Origin of the sequence: Hyphobacterium lacteum (assembly GCF_036330345.1) — a bacterium.
GTDB lineage: Bacteria > Pseudomonadota > Alphaproteobacteria > Caulobacterales > Maricaulaceae > Hyphobacterium > Hyphobacterium lacteum.
Genome location: NZ_JAZDRP010000001.1, coordinates 227,792 through 242,188, shown reverse-complemented (window position 1 = coordinate 242,188; position 14,397 = coordinate 227,792). Strand labels below are relative to the sequence as shown.

The 14,397-nt window shown below is 59.1% G+C and carries 14 protein-coding genes and 1 tRNA gene; 9 read left to right on the top strand and 6 right to left on the bottom strand.

Annotated elements, in window-relative coordinates; translation table 11 throughout:
* The first annotated feature begins 69 nt into the window (after window positions 1-69).
* Both V0U79_RS01165 and V0U79_RS01160 read left to right on the top strand, forming a co-directional pair.
* Window positions 70-2,007, top strand: coding sequence for a tetratricopeptide repeat-containing sulfotransferase family protein (locus V0U79_RS01165; protein WP_373696422.1), 1,938 nt, complete (start codon window positions 70-72; stop codon window positions 2,005-2,007).
* A 9-nt stretch (window positions 2,008-2,016) separates the two neighbouring features.
* Entirely contained in the window at window positions 2,017-3,618 is a 1,602-nt protein-coding gene (locus V0U79_RS01160; protein ID WP_330197623.1) for a BCCT family transporter, read from the top strand.
* Here V0U79_RS01160 and V0U79_RS01155 read toward each other — a convergent pair whose 3' ends face one another.
* Both V0U79_RS01155 and V0U79_RS01150 read right to left on the bottom strand, forming a co-directional pair.
* Window positions 3,619-3,990, bottom strand: a complete 372-nt coding sequence (locus V0U79_RS01155) for a tRNA-binding protein (protein WP_330197622.1) — start codon at window positions 3,988-3,990, stop codon at window positions 3,619-3,621.
* A 90-nt stretch (window positions 3,991-4,080) separates the two neighbouring features.
* Window positions 4,081-4,168, bottom strand: a tRNA-Ser gene (locus V0U79_RS01150).
* Window positions 4,169-4,315: 147 nt separating this feature from the next.
* Here V0U79_RS01150 and V0U79_RS01145 point away from each other — a divergent pair.
* From V0U79_RS01145 to mazG, 7 genes are all read left to right on the top strand, one after another.
* Complete coding sequence (locus V0U79_RS01145; protein ID WP_330197621.1) at window positions 4,316-5,110, top strand: septal ring lytic transglycosylase RlpA family protein; 795 nt, start codon at window positions 4,316-4,318, stop codon at window positions 5,108-5,110.
* Between the two features lie 79 nt (window positions 5,111-5,189).
* On the top strand, window positions 5,190-6,329 hold the full coding sequence (locus tag V0U79_RS01140) for a D-alanyl-D-alanine carboxypeptidase family protein (RefSeq protein ID WP_330197620.1): 1,140 nt from the start codon (window positions 5,190-5,192) through the stop codon (window positions 6,327-6,329).
* A gap of 1 nt (window position 6,330) precedes the next feature.
* Complete coding sequence (tmk, locus tag V0U79_RS01135) at window positions 6,331-6,960, top strand: dTMP kinase (RefSeq protein ID WP_330197619.1); 630 nt, start codon at window positions 6,331-6,333, stop codon at window positions 6,958-6,960.
* Complete coding sequence (locus V0U79_RS01130; RefSeq protein ID WP_330197618.1) at window positions 6,957-7,949, top strand: DNA polymerase III delta subunit-related protein; 993 nt, start codon at window positions 6,957-6,959, stop codon at window positions 7,947-7,949. The genes tmk and V0U79_RS01130 overlap by 4 nt, the downstream gene beginning before the upstream one ends.
* A 3-nt stretch (window positions 7,950-7,952) precedes the next feature.
* A complete protein-coding gene (locus tag V0U79_RS01125) occupies window positions 7,953-8,738 on the top strand; it encodes a TatD family hydrolase (RefSeq protein WP_330197617.1) in 786 nt (261 codons plus the stop codon).
* On the top strand, window positions 8,735-9,592 hold the full coding sequence (locus V0U79_RS01120; protein WP_330197616.1) for an MBL fold metallo-hydrolase: 858 nt from the start codon (window positions 8,735-8,737) through the stop codon (window positions 9,590-9,592). The genes V0U79_RS01125 and V0U79_RS01120 overlap by 4 nt, the downstream gene beginning before the upstream one ends.
* Before the next feature lie 60 nt (window positions 9,593-9,652).
* Window positions 9,653-10,441, top strand: a complete 789-nt coding sequence (gene mazG / locus V0U79_RS01115) for a nucleoside triphosphate pyrophosphohydrolase (protein WP_330197615.1) — start codon at window positions 9,653-9,655, stop codon at window positions 10,439-10,441.
* On the opposite strand, the gene hflX is transcribed toward mazG, so the two are convergent.
* The 4 genes from hflX to V0U79_RS01095 form a co-directional block, all read right to left on the bottom strand.
* Window positions 10,442-11,764 carry a GTPase HflX gene (gene hflX / locus V0U79_RS01110; RefSeq protein ID WP_330197614.1) on the bottom strand — a complete coding sequence of 441 codons (1,323 nt, stop codon included), beginning with the start codon at window positions 11,762-11,764 and terminating at the stop codon, window positions 10,442-10,444.
* Window positions 11,761-12,021 (bottom strand): RNA chaperone Hfq, encoded by a 261-nt coding sequence (gene hfq, locus V0U79_RS01105; protein ID WP_330197613.1) that lies wholly within the window; start codon window positions 12,019-12,021, stop codon window positions 11,761-11,763. The genes hflX and hfq overlap by 4 nt, the downstream gene beginning before the upstream one ends.
* A gap of 65 nt (window positions 12,022-12,086) precedes the next feature.
* On the bottom strand, window positions 12,087-12,989 hold the full coding sequence (locus tag V0U79_RS01100; protein ID WP_330197612.1) for a D-amino-acid transaminase: 903 nt from the start codon (window positions 12,987-12,989) through the stop codon (window positions 12,087-12,089).
* A 4-nt stretch (window positions 12,990-12,993) separates the two neighbouring features.
* The gene (locus V0U79_RS01095) at window positions 12,994-14,379 is read right to left on the bottom strand and encodes a potassium transporter TrkG (RefSeq protein WP_330197611.1); all 1,386 of its coding nucleotides are present in this window, start codon (window positions 14,377-14,379) and stop codon (window positions 12,994-12,996) included.
* Between the last annotated feature and the right edge of the window lie 18 nt (window positions 14,380-14,397).

Below are 14,397 nucleotides of genomic sequence, written 5' to 3'. Positions count from 1 at the left end.
TCGAGGATACAGGTTTTGCCCGACAGCAATGAAAGCCAGGCCGATCTCGGGCAGCGCGTTCAGCCACTGATGTATGCCGGTGATTTTTCCGCTGCGCTATCGCTGATCAATGCTGCACTGAAAGAAGAGCCGGAATCAGTTGACGCACTCTATCTGCGCGCGGTCTGTCATCGCTATCAGAAGGATAGCGGTGCGGCGCTGGCTGATCTGCAGGACCTTAAACGGATCGCCCCGGAATTTGGCCGGGCCTATCAGGAAGAAGGGCACCTTTTCAAAGCCCTGGGGGATGCCCAGCGGGCTATCCAGGCTTACCAGCGCGCATGTCAGTTCAACCCGGCGCTGATCGCCAGCTGGCAAGCGCAGGCCGAACTGCTGAATGCAGCGGGCAGGGTTGCCGAGGCGCAGCAAGCGACTGCCCAGGCCAATCGCCTCCAGACATTGCCAAAAGAGCTGATTGCGGTGACGCACCTTCTTTACGAAGGCAAGCTGTTGAAGGCCGAGCAGCTTTGCCGCGCCTATATGCAAAAGCATCCGCGCGATGTTGAAGGCATGCGTCTGCTGGCCGAGATCGGCAATCGTTTCGGCGTGCTGGAAGATGCCGACTTTCTGCTGGAGACAGCGATCGAGCTGGATCCCGAAAACATCCAGCTCCGGCTCGATTTCATCCAGATTCTGCGAAAGCGCCAGAAATTCGAAGCGGCTCTTGAACAGGCGAAGGCGCTTTATGAGCGCGAACCGGAAAATCCGCTCTTCCAGTCCCATCTGGCTATCGAGTCCATGCAGACCGGCGATTATGACCGGGCACTGGAACTCTTCGAGACCGTGCTTTCGGCGGTTCCCGAGGATGCCGCCACGCTGACCTCCAGAGGACACGCATTAAAGACGCTGGGCGAGCAGGAGAGGGCGGTGCACTCCTATCATGCGGCTGTGACGGCAAAGCCGGATCATGGTGATGCCTGGTATGCGCTGGCCAATCTGAAGACCTACCGGTTTGGCGATGATGAATTGTTGGCCATGCGCGAACAGGAGGCGGGCAGCGATCTCGGCTTTCAGGACCGGATCTATCTCTGCTTTGCACTCGGCAAGGCCTACGAGGATCGCAAGGACTATGAAAATGCCTTCCGCTTCTATGAACGCGGTAATGATCTGAAGCGGGCACAGACGCGCTACAAATCCGATCAGATGGAAGAGGAGTTACAGGCGCAGGCTGCCATCTGTACGCGTGAGCTTTTTGAAAAGCAGTCCGGGAAAGGGTGCCCGGCCCCCGATCCGATCTTCATCCTTGGCCTGCCGCGGGCGGGCTCGACACTTGTCGAGCAGATTCTCGCATCCCATAGCCAGGTCGACGGTACGCTGGAGCTCCCGAATATTCTCGCCCTGTCTCACCGATTGCGCGGCCGGAAACGGGTCAGCGACCGCACCCATTATCCGCGTATCCTGCGTGATCTGGATGCCGGAAAGCTGCGCGAGCTGGGTGAGGATTATATCGAAAACACCCGGATCCACCGGCAGGGCGCGGCTTTCTTCACGGACAAGATGCCCAATAATTTCCGGCATATCGGCCTGATCAAGCTGATCCTGCCGAATGCGAAAATCATCGATGCGCGGCGCGGCGCCATGGCGTGCTGTTTTTCCGGCTTCAAACAGCTTTTCGCCGAGGGCCAGGAATTCACCTATGGGCTCGACGAGATCGGCCGCTATTACAGGGGCTATGTCGAGCTGATGGAGCATTGGGACAGCGTGCTGCCCGGTGAAATCCTCCGCGTGCGCCACGAGGATGTCGTCGACGACCTTGAAACACAGGTTCACCGCATTCTCGATTTCTGCGACCTGCCGTTCGAACAGGCCTGTATCGACTTTCACAAGACACAGCGCGCCGTACGCACCGCTTCTTCCGAGCAGGTGCGCCAGCCCATCTACAAGGACGGCGTCGAGCAATGGCGCCATTTTGAACCCTGGCTCGATCCGCTCAAGGCGGCACTGGGACCGGAACTCGCAAAAACGTAAGGACGCTTCATGCCCCGAAGGCTTTATAAAACGGACCACAGGACCGGTGAGCACAATGTCGAGATACTCGGGCTCGACGTGCACAATCCTGTCTTCTTCATCGCCGCAGTGTCCGTTATCGCCTTCATCGCGCTGACCCTGATCTTCCCGGAAAGCGCCAGTGCACTTCTCGGCGCCGCGCGCAGCTGGGTGATCAATACTTTTGACTGGCTGTTCGTCGTCTCGGTGAATTTCGTTTTCCTGTTCTGCCTGTTCGTCATGATTTCACCCTTGGGCCGGTTACGGATTGGCGGCCGCGATGCAAGGCCGGAATTCTCGACCAAATCCTGGCTTGCCATGCTGTTTTCCGCCGGCATCGGCATCGGGCTGATGTTCTGGGGAGCCGCTGAACCGCTGGCCTATTTCACCAACTGGTTCGGTACACCTCTGAATGCCGAATCGGGCAGTGAAGAGGCGAGGCGTCTGGCGCTCAGCGCGACCATGTTTCACTGGGGGATCAATGCCTGGTCGATCTATGCGGTGATCGGGCTGGCACTGGCCTACTTCACCTTCTCCAAGGGCTTGCCTCTGACCATACGCTCGGCCTTCTATCCCTTGCTGGGCGAACGGATATGGGGCTGGCCGGGCCATGTCATCGACATTCTGGCCGTCATCGCCACCCTGTTCGGTCTGGCGACATCTCTGGGGCTCGGGGCACAGCAAGTCGCCAGTGGCCTGCATTACCTGTTCGGACTGGATGCCAGCGTCTATCTGCAGATCGGCATCATCGCCTTCATCACATCGATCGCGATTGTCTCGGTTGTCCGCGGGCTCGATGGCGGCGTTAAAGTCCTGTCCAATATCAATATGGTGATGGCAGGGCTTTTCCTGTTGTTCGTGTTTGCCGTTGGCCCAACCCTGATGATTGCCACCGGCTTTTTCGAGAACACGCTGAATTATGCGCGGGACTTCCTGCCGCTCTCCAACTGGATCGGCCGGGAAGACACGGAATGGTTCCACGGCTGGACGATTTTCTACTGGGCGTGGTGGATTTCCTGGTCGCCCTTCGTCGGCATGTTCATAGCCCGGGTTTCGAAGGGGCGGACGGTACGTGAATTCCTGTTTGCCGTGATCTTCGTGCCGCTGATCATCACTGTCATCTGGTTCACCACATTCGGCGAAGTGGCCCTGCTGCAGAATGAGAACGGCGTCGGCCAGCTGGCCAATGGCGTGGACGAGGTCTCGCTGGTCCTTTTCCACCTGCTTGAAAGCCTGCCGCTGGCATCAATTATGTCCTTTGTGGCGATCATTCTGGTGCTTGTTTTCTTCGTGACCTCGTCGGATTCCGGTTCGCTGGTCGTCGACAGCATCACTGCGGGCGGCAAGCTGCACGCCCCGATACCGCAGCGGATATTCTGGGCGACGATTGAGGGATTAGTGGCAGCCGTTCTTTTGTACGGCGGTGGCGCGCAGGCACTTCAGGCCCTGCAAGCCGGTACCGTTGCGGCCGGTCTGCCTTTCACGATTGTGCTGATCGTTTGCTGTTTCAGCCTGTGGAAGGGCCTGTCTTCCGACTCAAAAGCCTTGCGCGCCATCGAGGCCGGAGAGCGGCGGGCCGCACAAGCCGTATAGTCAGGAAAGGCGCGCGCCCAGCGGCACATCGCCATCAGGCCGGGCCAGGCGGATAGCGCCGTCTTGATCGGCGAAGCCCAATACCAGGACTTCCGATCGCACCGGGCCGATCTGGCGCGGCGGGAAATTAACCACGGCCATGACTGTTTGGCCGGGTAAATCGTCAAGCGCATAATGCTCGGTGATCTGGGCTGCGCTCTTCTTCTCGCCAATTCCGGGTCCGAAATCGATCCACAGCTTGTAGGCCGGATTACGTGCTTCGGGGAAAGCTTCCGCTCGCACGATCCGGCCGGCGCGTACATCGACCTTCAGGAAGGTGTCGAATTCGGTTTCTTCCGCGGAATGTGAAGCAGGATCATGTGTCAGGTGCATGGCTTTCCATCATTTTCCGCTGCCGGATGTGGGCCGAATAATGCTCGGGAAAGCCATGCTACTGTTTTTGCGTGGAAAGCAAAAACGATCTGGCGGAGGAGGAGGGATTCGAACCCCCGGAACCTCGCGGTTCAACGGTTTTCAAGACCGCCGCAATCGACCACTCTGCCACTCCTCCGCAGATGGTTTGCCCACATAGCGGTGACGGACCGCATTAGGCAAGCCGGGCGCTGCTTACGCTTGTTTCACAGTTTTTAACTACAAATCCTTGCCGGTTCATTCTGAATGGAGCAAACCCGTGAGAGCACTTCGCCGGAGATCAATTGTGATCGCAGCGCTCGCCTGTTCGGCCCTGCTTGGGGCTTGCTCGTCGCCATCTGCCTATATTGTCCGGGGAATCGACACGTCATCACCGGTGACAACGCGGTCCACGAGCAGCAGTTCAGCCTGGTCGGGCGGCAGCGGTGAGCAGAAGATCGGACGTCCCTATACCATCAATGGCCGGACCTACGTCCCGGCGCGCGACGATGATTATGACGAGGTCGGCATTTCGTCCTGGTATGGCCCCAACTTTCATGGGCGCCAGACGGCGAATGGCGAACTGTTCGATCAAAATCTGATGACCGCCGCGCATCCGACATTGCCCATTCCGGCCATGATCGAAGTGACTAATCTGGAAAATGGCCGTACGGCAGTGTTGCGGCTGAATGATCGCGGCCCATTTGCCCATGACCGTATTCTTGATGTCAGCCGCGCCGCCGCTGTCGAGCTCGGCTTCCTGGAGCAGGGCACGACACAGGTCCGTGTGCGCTATCTGGGCCCGCCCGATGGCGTGGCGCCTGCCGGGACTGTTGCAGACAGTCAAATTCGCACTGTGAGCCAGTCAAACGGCCGCTTCCGCGTCCAGGTTGGTGCCTTTTCGCGGCGCGAGAATGCCGAAGCCCTGCGCCGGCGTGTGGCCGATGAAGGGTATGCCGAGATCCAGACTGTGAACGTCAACGGGCGCCGCATCTTCCGGGTGTTTGTCGGGGATGACATGACCCGCAGCGAGGCCGACCGGATGAGCCGCCGCCTGTCACGCTATGGCGTGCATGATGCAACGGTTGTGGCCCTGAACTGATTGCGGGCTTGCGGGCAGACCGCCCACGCGTTTCAATTCATCTCACGTCCTGATGGCTGTCTGATTCCGTGATGGAGAGATGCGCGTGCGCATAATCGCCCTTTTATTCCTGATTTACGCTGCGCCTTTTGCCAATGCGCAGGATTTCCAGACCACTGCGACCCATGCCGTGATCCTGGATTACGAGACAGGAGAAATCCTGTTCGATCAGAATGGCGGCGTTCCGATGCCGCCCGCATCCATGTCCAAGCTGATGACCATCCTGATGGCCTTCGAAGCTATCGATCGTGGCGCCTTGTCTCTGGACGATGAATTGCCGGTTTCCGAATATGCCTGGCGGACGGGTGGTGCGGCCTCCGGATCGTCGACCATGTTCCTTGAGGTAAATTCACGTGCCCGGGTCGAGGACCTGCTGCGGGGGATCATCATCCAGTCGGGCAATGATGCCTGTATTGTCATCGCTGAAGCCCTGTCAGGCTCTGAAGCGGCCTTTGCGGCCGACATGACCGCAAGGGCGCGAGAGCTGGGTCTGACATCCGCCAGCTTTGCCAATTCGACCGGCTGGCCGGATCCGGGGCAGCAAATCAGCGCAGCCGATCTGGCGCGGATTGCAGCCATCATTATTCGCGACCATCCGGAACTCTACGAACTCTTTGCCGAGCGCGAGTTCACGTATAACGGCATACGCCAGTTCAACCGCAATCCGCTGTTATCCACGGTCGATGGCGTTGACGGATTGAAGACCGGCCATACTCAGGAAAGCGGATACGGGCTGGTGGCATCAGGAGTGCGGAACGGCACGCGCCGGATCGTCGTTTACAATGGCATGGAAAGCGAACGTGCGCGGGCCAATGAAGGCGAGCGCTTGATGCGAGCGGCCCTGACAGATTTTGACGTTATTGATCTGGCAGAAGCGGGTGATGTGGTGGGCGAGGCCGAAGTTTTCCTCGGGCAAGCAGAAACCGTCGCGCTGCGCCTGAACAGCGATGTGCGCCTGGGGCTTCACGTCAATGCACGCGATGATATCGAAGCTGTCGTGGTCTATGACGGCCCGCTGCCATCGCCAATCTCGGAAGGCGATGTCATCGCCATGCTGGAAGTTTCAGCTCCGGGCGTTGAAACGCGGCGCTATGAACTGGAAGCCGCAGAAGATGTGGATCGGCAGGGCCTGATGGGCCGGGCGCTGGCGGGGCTGGGCAGCCTGTTCGGTTTCAACTGAGATGGCGAGCGGCCTGTTTGTCACGCTGGAAGGCGGGGAGGGGTCCGGGAAGTCCACACTCGCCCGGGCGCTGGACGAGGCCCTGAGCGCGGCCGGGCACAGCGTTGTCATGACGCGCGAGCCCGGGGGTACGCCCGGTGCCGAACAGATTCGCCAATTACTGGTCTGCGGGGATGCCAGCCGATGGTCGGCGAAGACCGAGGCCTTGTTGTTCTATGCGGCTCGGACTGACCACGTAGAAAAGGTGATCCGCCCGGCCATCGAGGCAGGGCAGATTGTGATCTGTGACCGCTTTTCGGATTCAACCATGGCCTATCAGGGCGCGGCTGGCGGGGTGCCGCTCGACGAGCTGAAGCAGCTTCACGCACTGGTGCTGGGCGATTTCAAGCCTGATTTGACTCTGTTGATCGATCTCGATCCGGATGCAGGCCTGGCGCGGACGCAAGAGCGCGACGGTTCCGAGGCGCGGTTTGAATCAAAAGCGCTGGCGTTTCACAAGCGATTGCGCGCAGCCTACAAGGAACTGTCTGCGTCCGAACCTGACCGTTTCTGCGTACTGGACGGTGAATTGCCGCCGGACGAGCTCGCCGAAATCGCAATATCCGCAATCGAGAGGACGCTGGCGGAATGAGTGAAGCCGAGCTCGAACCGGATTGCGAAGCGGGGTGTCCGCCACCGAGAGAGATCGAGCAGCTGATCGGCCATGATGAGGCGATCGCCTCGTTCGACGCGCTTCACAGGGCGGGGCGCTTGCACCATGCTTGGATGCTGACGGGCCCAAAGGGTGTCGGGAAGGCGAGTCTCGCCTATCTTCTGGCTGGTCATCTGCTGGGAGAGGGCGCCTATTCCCGGATCCGCGCCCAATCGCATCCGAATCTTCTGGTGATCCGCCGTCCCTGGGATGATAAGCGCAAGAAATGGCGCGGCGAGATCACAATGGATGAGATCCGCAGGGTTCCGGATTTCTTCTCGCGCAAAGCTGGCGAAATTGGGTGGCGGATCGCCATTATCGATTCCCTGGATGAATTAAACATCAATTCAGCCAATGGGTTATTGAAAACTCTTGAAGAGCCGCCGGACAAGGGAATCCTGTTTCTGGTGACCCATTCTCCGGGCCGGTTGCTGCCGACCATCCGATCCCGGTGCCGGCGTCTGGATCTGCGGGTCCCACCGACCGATGAAACCCGCACCTGGCTGACCGCGACACACAGTGTCAGCGCGGCCGATGCCGATATCGCGATCGCCATGGCCGATGGTGCACCCGGCCGGGCCCTGGCGCTGGAGCGTTCGGGGGCTCTGGGGCTGGAAAAGGATATAGCCGGGCTGATCGATCGCTTGCCGCAATGGGATGAAAAGGCCTCTCGGCGGCTGGCAGCGAAGCTGTCCGTCAAAGCCGGAGAAAGCCTTCGGCCGCATTTTTACGCCTCGCTGATCCGGCGTTCGGCTGCCCAAGCGCGATCGGCAGTGGAGGAGGGTCGAGCCCCCGAGCCCTGGCTGGATGCCTGGCGCCGCCTGCAGGGGCTTTCCCGAGAGGCCGATGCGATCTATCTCGATCCAAAGCAGGCGGCCCTTGCGGCCTTATCCGAAATCGAACAGGCGGGCCGGGCCGCAGCCCGGTAAATCATGCTGATAGACAGCCATACCAATCTTCATGGCGAGACCTATGCCGAAGACCTTGATGCGGTCATCGAACGGGCGCGCGAGGCCAATGTTTCGGGCATGATTGCGATCTGCTGCCGGCTGTCTGACTTCGAAGAGGTTTCGGCGATTGCCGAGCGCTATGACAATATCTGGTGCACAATCGGCGCGCATCCCCACCATGCCAAGGACCGGCCAGACATCACGCCAGACGAGCTGGTCGAGATTGCGAGGCATCCCAAGGTAATCGGGATTGGCGAGACGGGACTGGACTTTCATTACGGCTATTCACCCCGGGAAGAGCAATTCCGGAGCCTCAGAGCCCATGTTGAAGCGGCGCGGCGCATCGATCTGCCACTGATCCTGCATACACGCGATGCCGATGACGAAATGGCGGATTTCCTTGAATCCGAGATGGAGCAGGGGGCCTTCCGGGCTCTGTTGCATTGCTATACGGGTGGCAGCGCACTGGCCAAACGGGCCGCCAAACTCGGCGCCTATTTTGCCGCGTCGGGCATTATTACCTTCAAGAAGGCAGAGGATGTCCGACAGGTTTTCAGGAATGACATTCCGGAAGACCGCATCATCATCGAGACCGATTGCCCATATCTGGCGCCCGTTCCACACCGCGGGCGACGCAATGAGCCATCTTATCTGCCAGACGTTCTGACCGGCGTCTGTGAAACGCTGGGCTGGACGCCAGATGAAGGCGAAGCAAAAACCACCGAGGCCTTCTTCCGGCTGTTTTCCAAAGCGGAGCGTCCGTCATGAGTCCGGAGCCCGTCTGGAAGGTAACAATCCTCGGCTGTGGCTCGTCTGGCGGCGTTCCACGTCCGGATGGCGACTGGGGCGCGTGTGATCCCGGGAATCCGAAAAACCGGCGCCGGCGCTGCAGCATATTGGTCGAATATGCCGACACCGATGCGCAATTCGATACCGGAGAACGCACGAGGATTGTCGTTGATACATCTCCCGATTTTCGTGAACAGATGCTGTCGGCTGGCGTTAAACGGCTTGATGGCGTGATTTTCACGCATGATCACGCCGATCAGACGCACGGAATTGATGATCTGAGGCCTTATGTCCTACGCGCGCGGAAGCGTATGCCGGTCTGGATGCTCCCGGAAACCGCCAGCAGCCTGACCAAACGCTTCAAATATATCTTCACGGCGCGCGAAGGCTCGCCTTATCCGGCCATTCTCGATCTGACACTGGTGGATGCAGAACACCAGGATTTCCATATTCCGGGTCCCGGTGGTGATATGCCGGTGCAAATGGCGCGACTGGAGCATGGCGGTATCATTGCGGCCGGGTATCGCTTCGGTCCGTTTGCGTATTCGCCGGATGTCAGCGGCATTCCGGATGCCAGCTTTGCATTGGTCAGGAATATTCCGTGCTGGATCGTGGATGCACTGCGTGAGACGCCGCATCCGACTCATGCCAGTGTCAGCGACGCTCTGGACTGGCTGGAACGGTCAATGGCCGGGAAGGGCATCCTGACCAATCTGCATGTTGATCTGGATTACGCAGCATTGTCGGAACGGCTTCCTGAGATTGTGACACCGGCATATGACGGGATGACGGTCGATAGCCGAAATATCAACAATGATAACAATGATATATAATATGTCTCATAATATACATTATGCGTATAATATATCAGACGACCAGCGGGATCATGCCAAATGACCCAGCCGACTCCCCTCCAGCGCCTGCGCACGATCATGGAACAATTGCGGGATCCGGAGACCGGCTGCCCCTGGGATGTAGAGCAGAGCTTCGAAACCATCGCGCCGTACACGATCGAGGAAGCCTACGAAGTCGACGATGCTATCCGCCGCGGCGATATGGACGAGCTGAAGAGCGAGCTGGGCGACCTCCTCCTCCAGGTCGTCTTCCATTCGCGCATGGCCGAGGAAGCCGGCCTCTTTGACCTCGACGATGTGGCCAATGCGATCTCCGACAAGATGGTGCGTCGTCACCCGCATGTGTTCGGCGATCACCGCTATGCCGACAGCGAAGCCCAGATCCAGGGCTGGGAAGAGCTGAAGGCAGAAGAACGCAAGGAAAAGACAGGCTCTGACGGGCTGCTGGACGATATACCCCTCGCCCTTCCCGGCCTGAAACGGGCACACAAGCTTCAGAAGCGCGCCGGTACAGTAGGCTTTGACTGGCCGGATGCCGCGCGGGTCCTGGAAAAGCTGGACGAGGAAGTGTCCGAGGTCCGTGAGGCCATCGCCAGTGGTGATAGCGATGAGATCGAGGATGAAATTGGCGATTTATTGTTTGTTTGCGCTAATTTGGCGCGAAAAACGAAAGTGGATAGCGAGGCGGCTTTGCGGCGCGCAAACGCCAAGTTTGAACGGCGTTTTCGATATATCGAAGAGACATTGAAAGCCCGCCAACAGGATATTCGCGAAACCGGTCTGGAAGAGATGGAAGCTCTCTGGGTCGAGGCCAAAAGCCACGAATAATCAGATTGCATCTTCGAGATCCGGTGCCAGATCGGGGAATTGAGCGGAAAATCGACCGGCAGCCTCGGGTGACAGCCGTGTCCGCGCTGTTGTGGTGCCGTGTTCGTCGACTTTTTCGGATATGACCGCCCCATGCTCGTGCAGCCAGGCTATCGCCCGGTGTTGTGAAGCGGTCGCCTTCACGGTCAGCACGACGGATTTCTTGGCCAGAGCCTCGTCGATGGCCGCCAAAAGCCGATCGATCCCCTCTCCCGTCTGCGCAGATACTGTAATGGCTGCAAGTGCTTCATCGCTCTTTCGAGGCAGATCAGCGAGATCAGCGGGGTCAAACTCGTCCTTCCAGAGATCGATCTTGTTGAAGACCTCGATCACGGGCTGACCGTGTTCCGCACCGGCATCCAGTGCATCGAGGATGGCCTCAACCTCACGCCGCCGCACGTCGAAATCCGCGGCTGATACGTCCAGGACATGGACAATGATATCGGCTTCGCGCACCTCCTCCAGCGTGGCGCGGAAGGCGGCTACCAGTTCGGTTGGTAGATCGGTGATGAAGCCGACCGTGTCTGACAGGAGCAATTGCGTTCCTGCAGGCGTTATGAAGCCTCGGATCGTCGTATCCAGCGTGGCAAACGGCATATCCTTGGCGAACACCCCTGCCCCGGTGATCTTGTTAAACAGGGTGGACTTGCCAGCATTGGTGTAGCCAACAATCGCAACCATGGGGAAAGGCGCTGCCTTGCGGGTCTTGCGATGCAGGGCGCGCGTCCGGCGGACTTCATCCAGTTCCCGGCGCAGCTTGGCAATCTTGTCGGCCAGAATCCGGCGGTCAGCCTCGATCTGGGTTTCACCGGGACCGCCCATCACACCGACACCACCGCGCTGGCGCTCAAGGTGGGTCCATGTCCGCACAAGGCGCGAGCGTTCATAGGCGAGCCGCGCCAGTTCGACCTGTAACCGGCCTTCCTTGGTGCGCGCACGCAATCCGAAAATCTCGAGGATCAGACCGGTACGGTCGATCACCTTCACCTTCCAGGCTTTCTCGAGGTTGCGCTGCTGGACAGGCGACAAGGCCGCATCCACGACCACCACATTCGCTTCCAGCGCGGCGATCTGGGCGCCCAGCTCGTCCAGCTTTCCCTTGCCGAAAAAGCGGCCGGGGTCGATTTTCCGGACCGGAGCGAAAAGAGAATCGAGCACATCAAGGCCGAGCGCTTCGGCCAAGCCGGTCGCTTCTTCCAGTCGTGCGATTTCCTCAGGATCGTCTGCGCCCAGCCTCGCCCTGATTACCAGGACCTTGTCTGCGGGCGTTTCGGTTTCGATCAATCCGAATCGTCTCCACTGTCCTGTTCTTCCTCGAACAGGGAAACCGGAGCCGACGGCATGATCGTCGAGATGGCATGCTTGTAGACAAGCTGGGATTGACCATCACGCCGCAGGAGCAGGCAGAAATTGTCAAACCAGGTCACGACGCCCTGCAGCTTCACACCATTCACCAGAAAGATGGTGAGCGGTGTCTTGGTCTTGCGGACTGAGTTGAGAAAGACGTCTTGCAGATTATTGCTTTTGCGGTCGCCCGACATGGCCTGCTCCAATTTTTGTTCTTCTTCTGAACCGAACCGTATCGACAGTCTAAAGGGCGTTCGGCTTAACGCGCAACCAGCCAGATCGACCCGCGCTTTTCACGTTTCCGGGAACGCTCTTTCGCCGTTGCAACATAACTCTTGCGCAGCTGCAAGGACAAACTGCCCGGATGCCCGTTACCAACCGGATTGCCATCTATTTCCACCACGGGCGTGAGGAATGATGTGGCCGAAGTGATGAAGGCCTCGCGCGCGGCCAGAGCTTCATCGCGCGTGAAAGCCCGCTCCTCGAAGGTCAGGCCTTCACGTGATGCGAGATCGAAAATGATCCGCCTCGTAATGCCATTCAGAATGTCATTGGTCGCAGGCCGGGTCACCAGAACGCCGTCCTTCGTGACAATCCACGCATTCGCGGCCGAGCCTTCGGTAATGAAGCCGTCCGGATCAATCATCCAGCATTCTGCCGCACCGGCCTCCTTGGCTGCCTGTTTGGCCAGCGCATTCGGCAACAACGACACCGTCTTGATGTCCCGCCGGCCCCAGCGGATATCCTTCTGGGTGATGACGGCAATTCCTTTTTGTGCCCTCGCCTCGGCTTTTTCGGGCGACATGGATTTGGCCGTGATCATTATGCTCGGCGGCACCGTGTCCGTGGGAAAGACATGATCGCGACGCGCTGTGCCGCGCGAGATCTGCAGATAGATCAGCCCGTTCCGGATCCGGTTCACTTCGACCATTCTGAACAGGATGCTGGCCAGCGCCTTGTCCGTCATGGGCCGCCGGATACGCAGCTCGGAAAGCGAGCGGTCCAGACGTTTCAGATGCCCGTCAAAATCCGTGAGTTCCCCATCAATCACGCCCCAGACCTCGTAAACAGCGTCGGAGAATTGATTGCCCCGATCCTCGATATGGATGACCGCATGCGCGTGTGGAACAAAACTGCCATTGACGTAGGCCAGTCGTGACATCGGGTCAGAACCTCCGGAAAAGTGCGGCGATGGCCGCCAGCCCAGCCAGGACTTCAAGCCGTCCCAGTACCATCAGGAATATGGTGATCGTTTTCGAGACCGGCGAAAGGTCCGACCACAGGTGTGACGGTGATAATTGATCATGCAGCGGGCCGGAATTCGACAGGGACGTCGCGGCGGCGCTCCATGCCGCTTCAAATGGCTCGCCCGCCAGTGCAAAAGCGACCACGGCAATGGCAATGAGGCCGATATAACCGAGGACCGTCGCCCACAAGGCCAGCATCGCCGTGTTGTCAGCCGTCCTTCCCCGGTGCTTTACGCTCACCACGCCGGATGGGTGCGCCATGCGCGCCAGTTCCACGAGAGCACTTTTTGAGAGAATGACGAGGCGGGAAATCTTCAGGCCACCAGCCGTCGATGTCGCAGCGCCACCGATAATCGCCGCCAGGACCGCCGCCAAGGGAACATGCCCTGCAGCATTATCGACGGTGTAGCCACTAGTCGAAACGATAAAGACTGAGTCCGCGATCAGGGTCAGCGGGCCTGTCTGGCCGCCGGTTCCGATCAGGAAAAGCACAGCAAGCCCCAATACCATGAGGATCATTGCCAGGACGTCCGTCTCGGCCGGCAATTCGCGCTCGACCACAATGGCCCGGATAAAAGCGATATTGGTGGCACCCAGGAAGCAGGCCAGCGCGAGAATAGCGATCGCCCAATTACCCAACAGATGGTTGAGCGGTCCCGACGAAACCTCATATCCACTGGTGGATATCGCCGACAAACCCAGGCAGATCGCTTCAAATGCGGGAACGCTCATGGCCATGAGCAGGAGGCAGGTTACCGCTGCGAAGCCGGAATAGAGAATTCCGATCCGCCAGGCTGCGACATGCAGATTGGAGAAGATATTGTCCCGGTCCGCGGTCAGCAGATAGGATTTGCGCAATTCCAGCCCTGCCCTGTCAAAGGCGGCAAGAATACCGGCAGCTGTCAGCAGGGTGAGATACCCACCCAGAAAACCCAGAAGACAGCGCCAGAATATCAGCGTGTCCGGAATGTTTTCGGGCGCTATCAATATGGCCCCTGTAGTGGTCAGCGCCGAATAGGCCTCGAAAACCGCCTCGAGATAGGAAAGGCCCGGCGCCAGCAGTAAAAACGGGACGATCAGAAACAGCGGTGTGAGGATCCACAGCGCCATCACGAATGCCGAAGCCTCAGCGGCGCGGGCGACCAGCTTGACCCCGGTGGAGGCCGACCAGAGCAAGCCTCCCGCAAAGCCGAGAACTGCGGACGTTGTCAGAAAGGCCTGAAAAGCCAGACGATCGCCAATGGGCAAAGCCCCCAGTGCGACCAGAAAGATGGCAATCGCAAGACCGGTCCAGGTTTGGCCCAATGGCCTGAGGACTGCCAG

Bases quoted from the DNA above. Each gene is read 5' to 3' on its own strand.
- V0U79_RS01165 (WP_373696422.1), top strand. From the start codon at position 70: ATGTATGCCGGTGATTTTTCCGCTGCGCTATCGCTGATCAATGCTGCA.
- V0U79_RS01160 (WP_330197623.1), top strand. From the start codon at position 2,017: ATGCCCCGAAGGCTTTATAAAACGGACCACAGGACCGGTGAGCACAAT.
- V0U79_RS01155 (WP_330197622.1), bottom strand. From the start codon at position 3,990: ATGCACCTGACACATGATCCTGCTTCACATTCCGCGGAAGAAACCGAA.
- V0U79_RS01140 (WP_330197620.1), top strand. From the start codon at position 5,190: ATGCGCGTGCGCATAATCGCCCTTTTATTCCTGATTTACGCTGCGCCT.
- tmk (WP_330197619.1), top strand. From the start codon at position 6,331: ATGGCGAGCGGCCTGTTTGTCACGCTGGAAGGCGGGGAGGGGTCCGGG.
- V0U79_RS01130 (WP_330197618.1), top strand. From the start codon at position 6,957: ATGAGTGAAGCCGAGCTCGAACCGGATTGCGAAGCGGGGTGTCCGCCA.
- V0U79_RS01125 (WP_330197617.1), top strand. From the start codon at position 7,953: ATGCTGATAGACAGCCATACCAATCTTCATGGCGAGACCTATGCCGAA.
- V0U79_RS01120 (WP_330197616.1), top strand. From the start codon at position 8,735: ATGAGTCCGGAGCCCGTCTGGAAGGTAACAATCCTCGGCTGTGGCTCG.
- mazG (WP_330197615.1), top strand. From the start codon at position 9,653: ATGACCCAGCCGACTCCCCTCCAGCGCCTGCGCACGATCATGGAACAA.
- hfq (WP_330197613.1), bottom strand. From the start codon at position 12,021: ATGTCGGGCGACCGCAAAAGCAATAATCTGCAAGACGTCTTTCTCAAC.
- V0U79_RS01100 (WP_330197612.1), bottom strand. From the start codon at position 12,989: ATGTCACGACTGGCCTACGTCAATGGCAGTTTTGTTCCACACGCGCAT.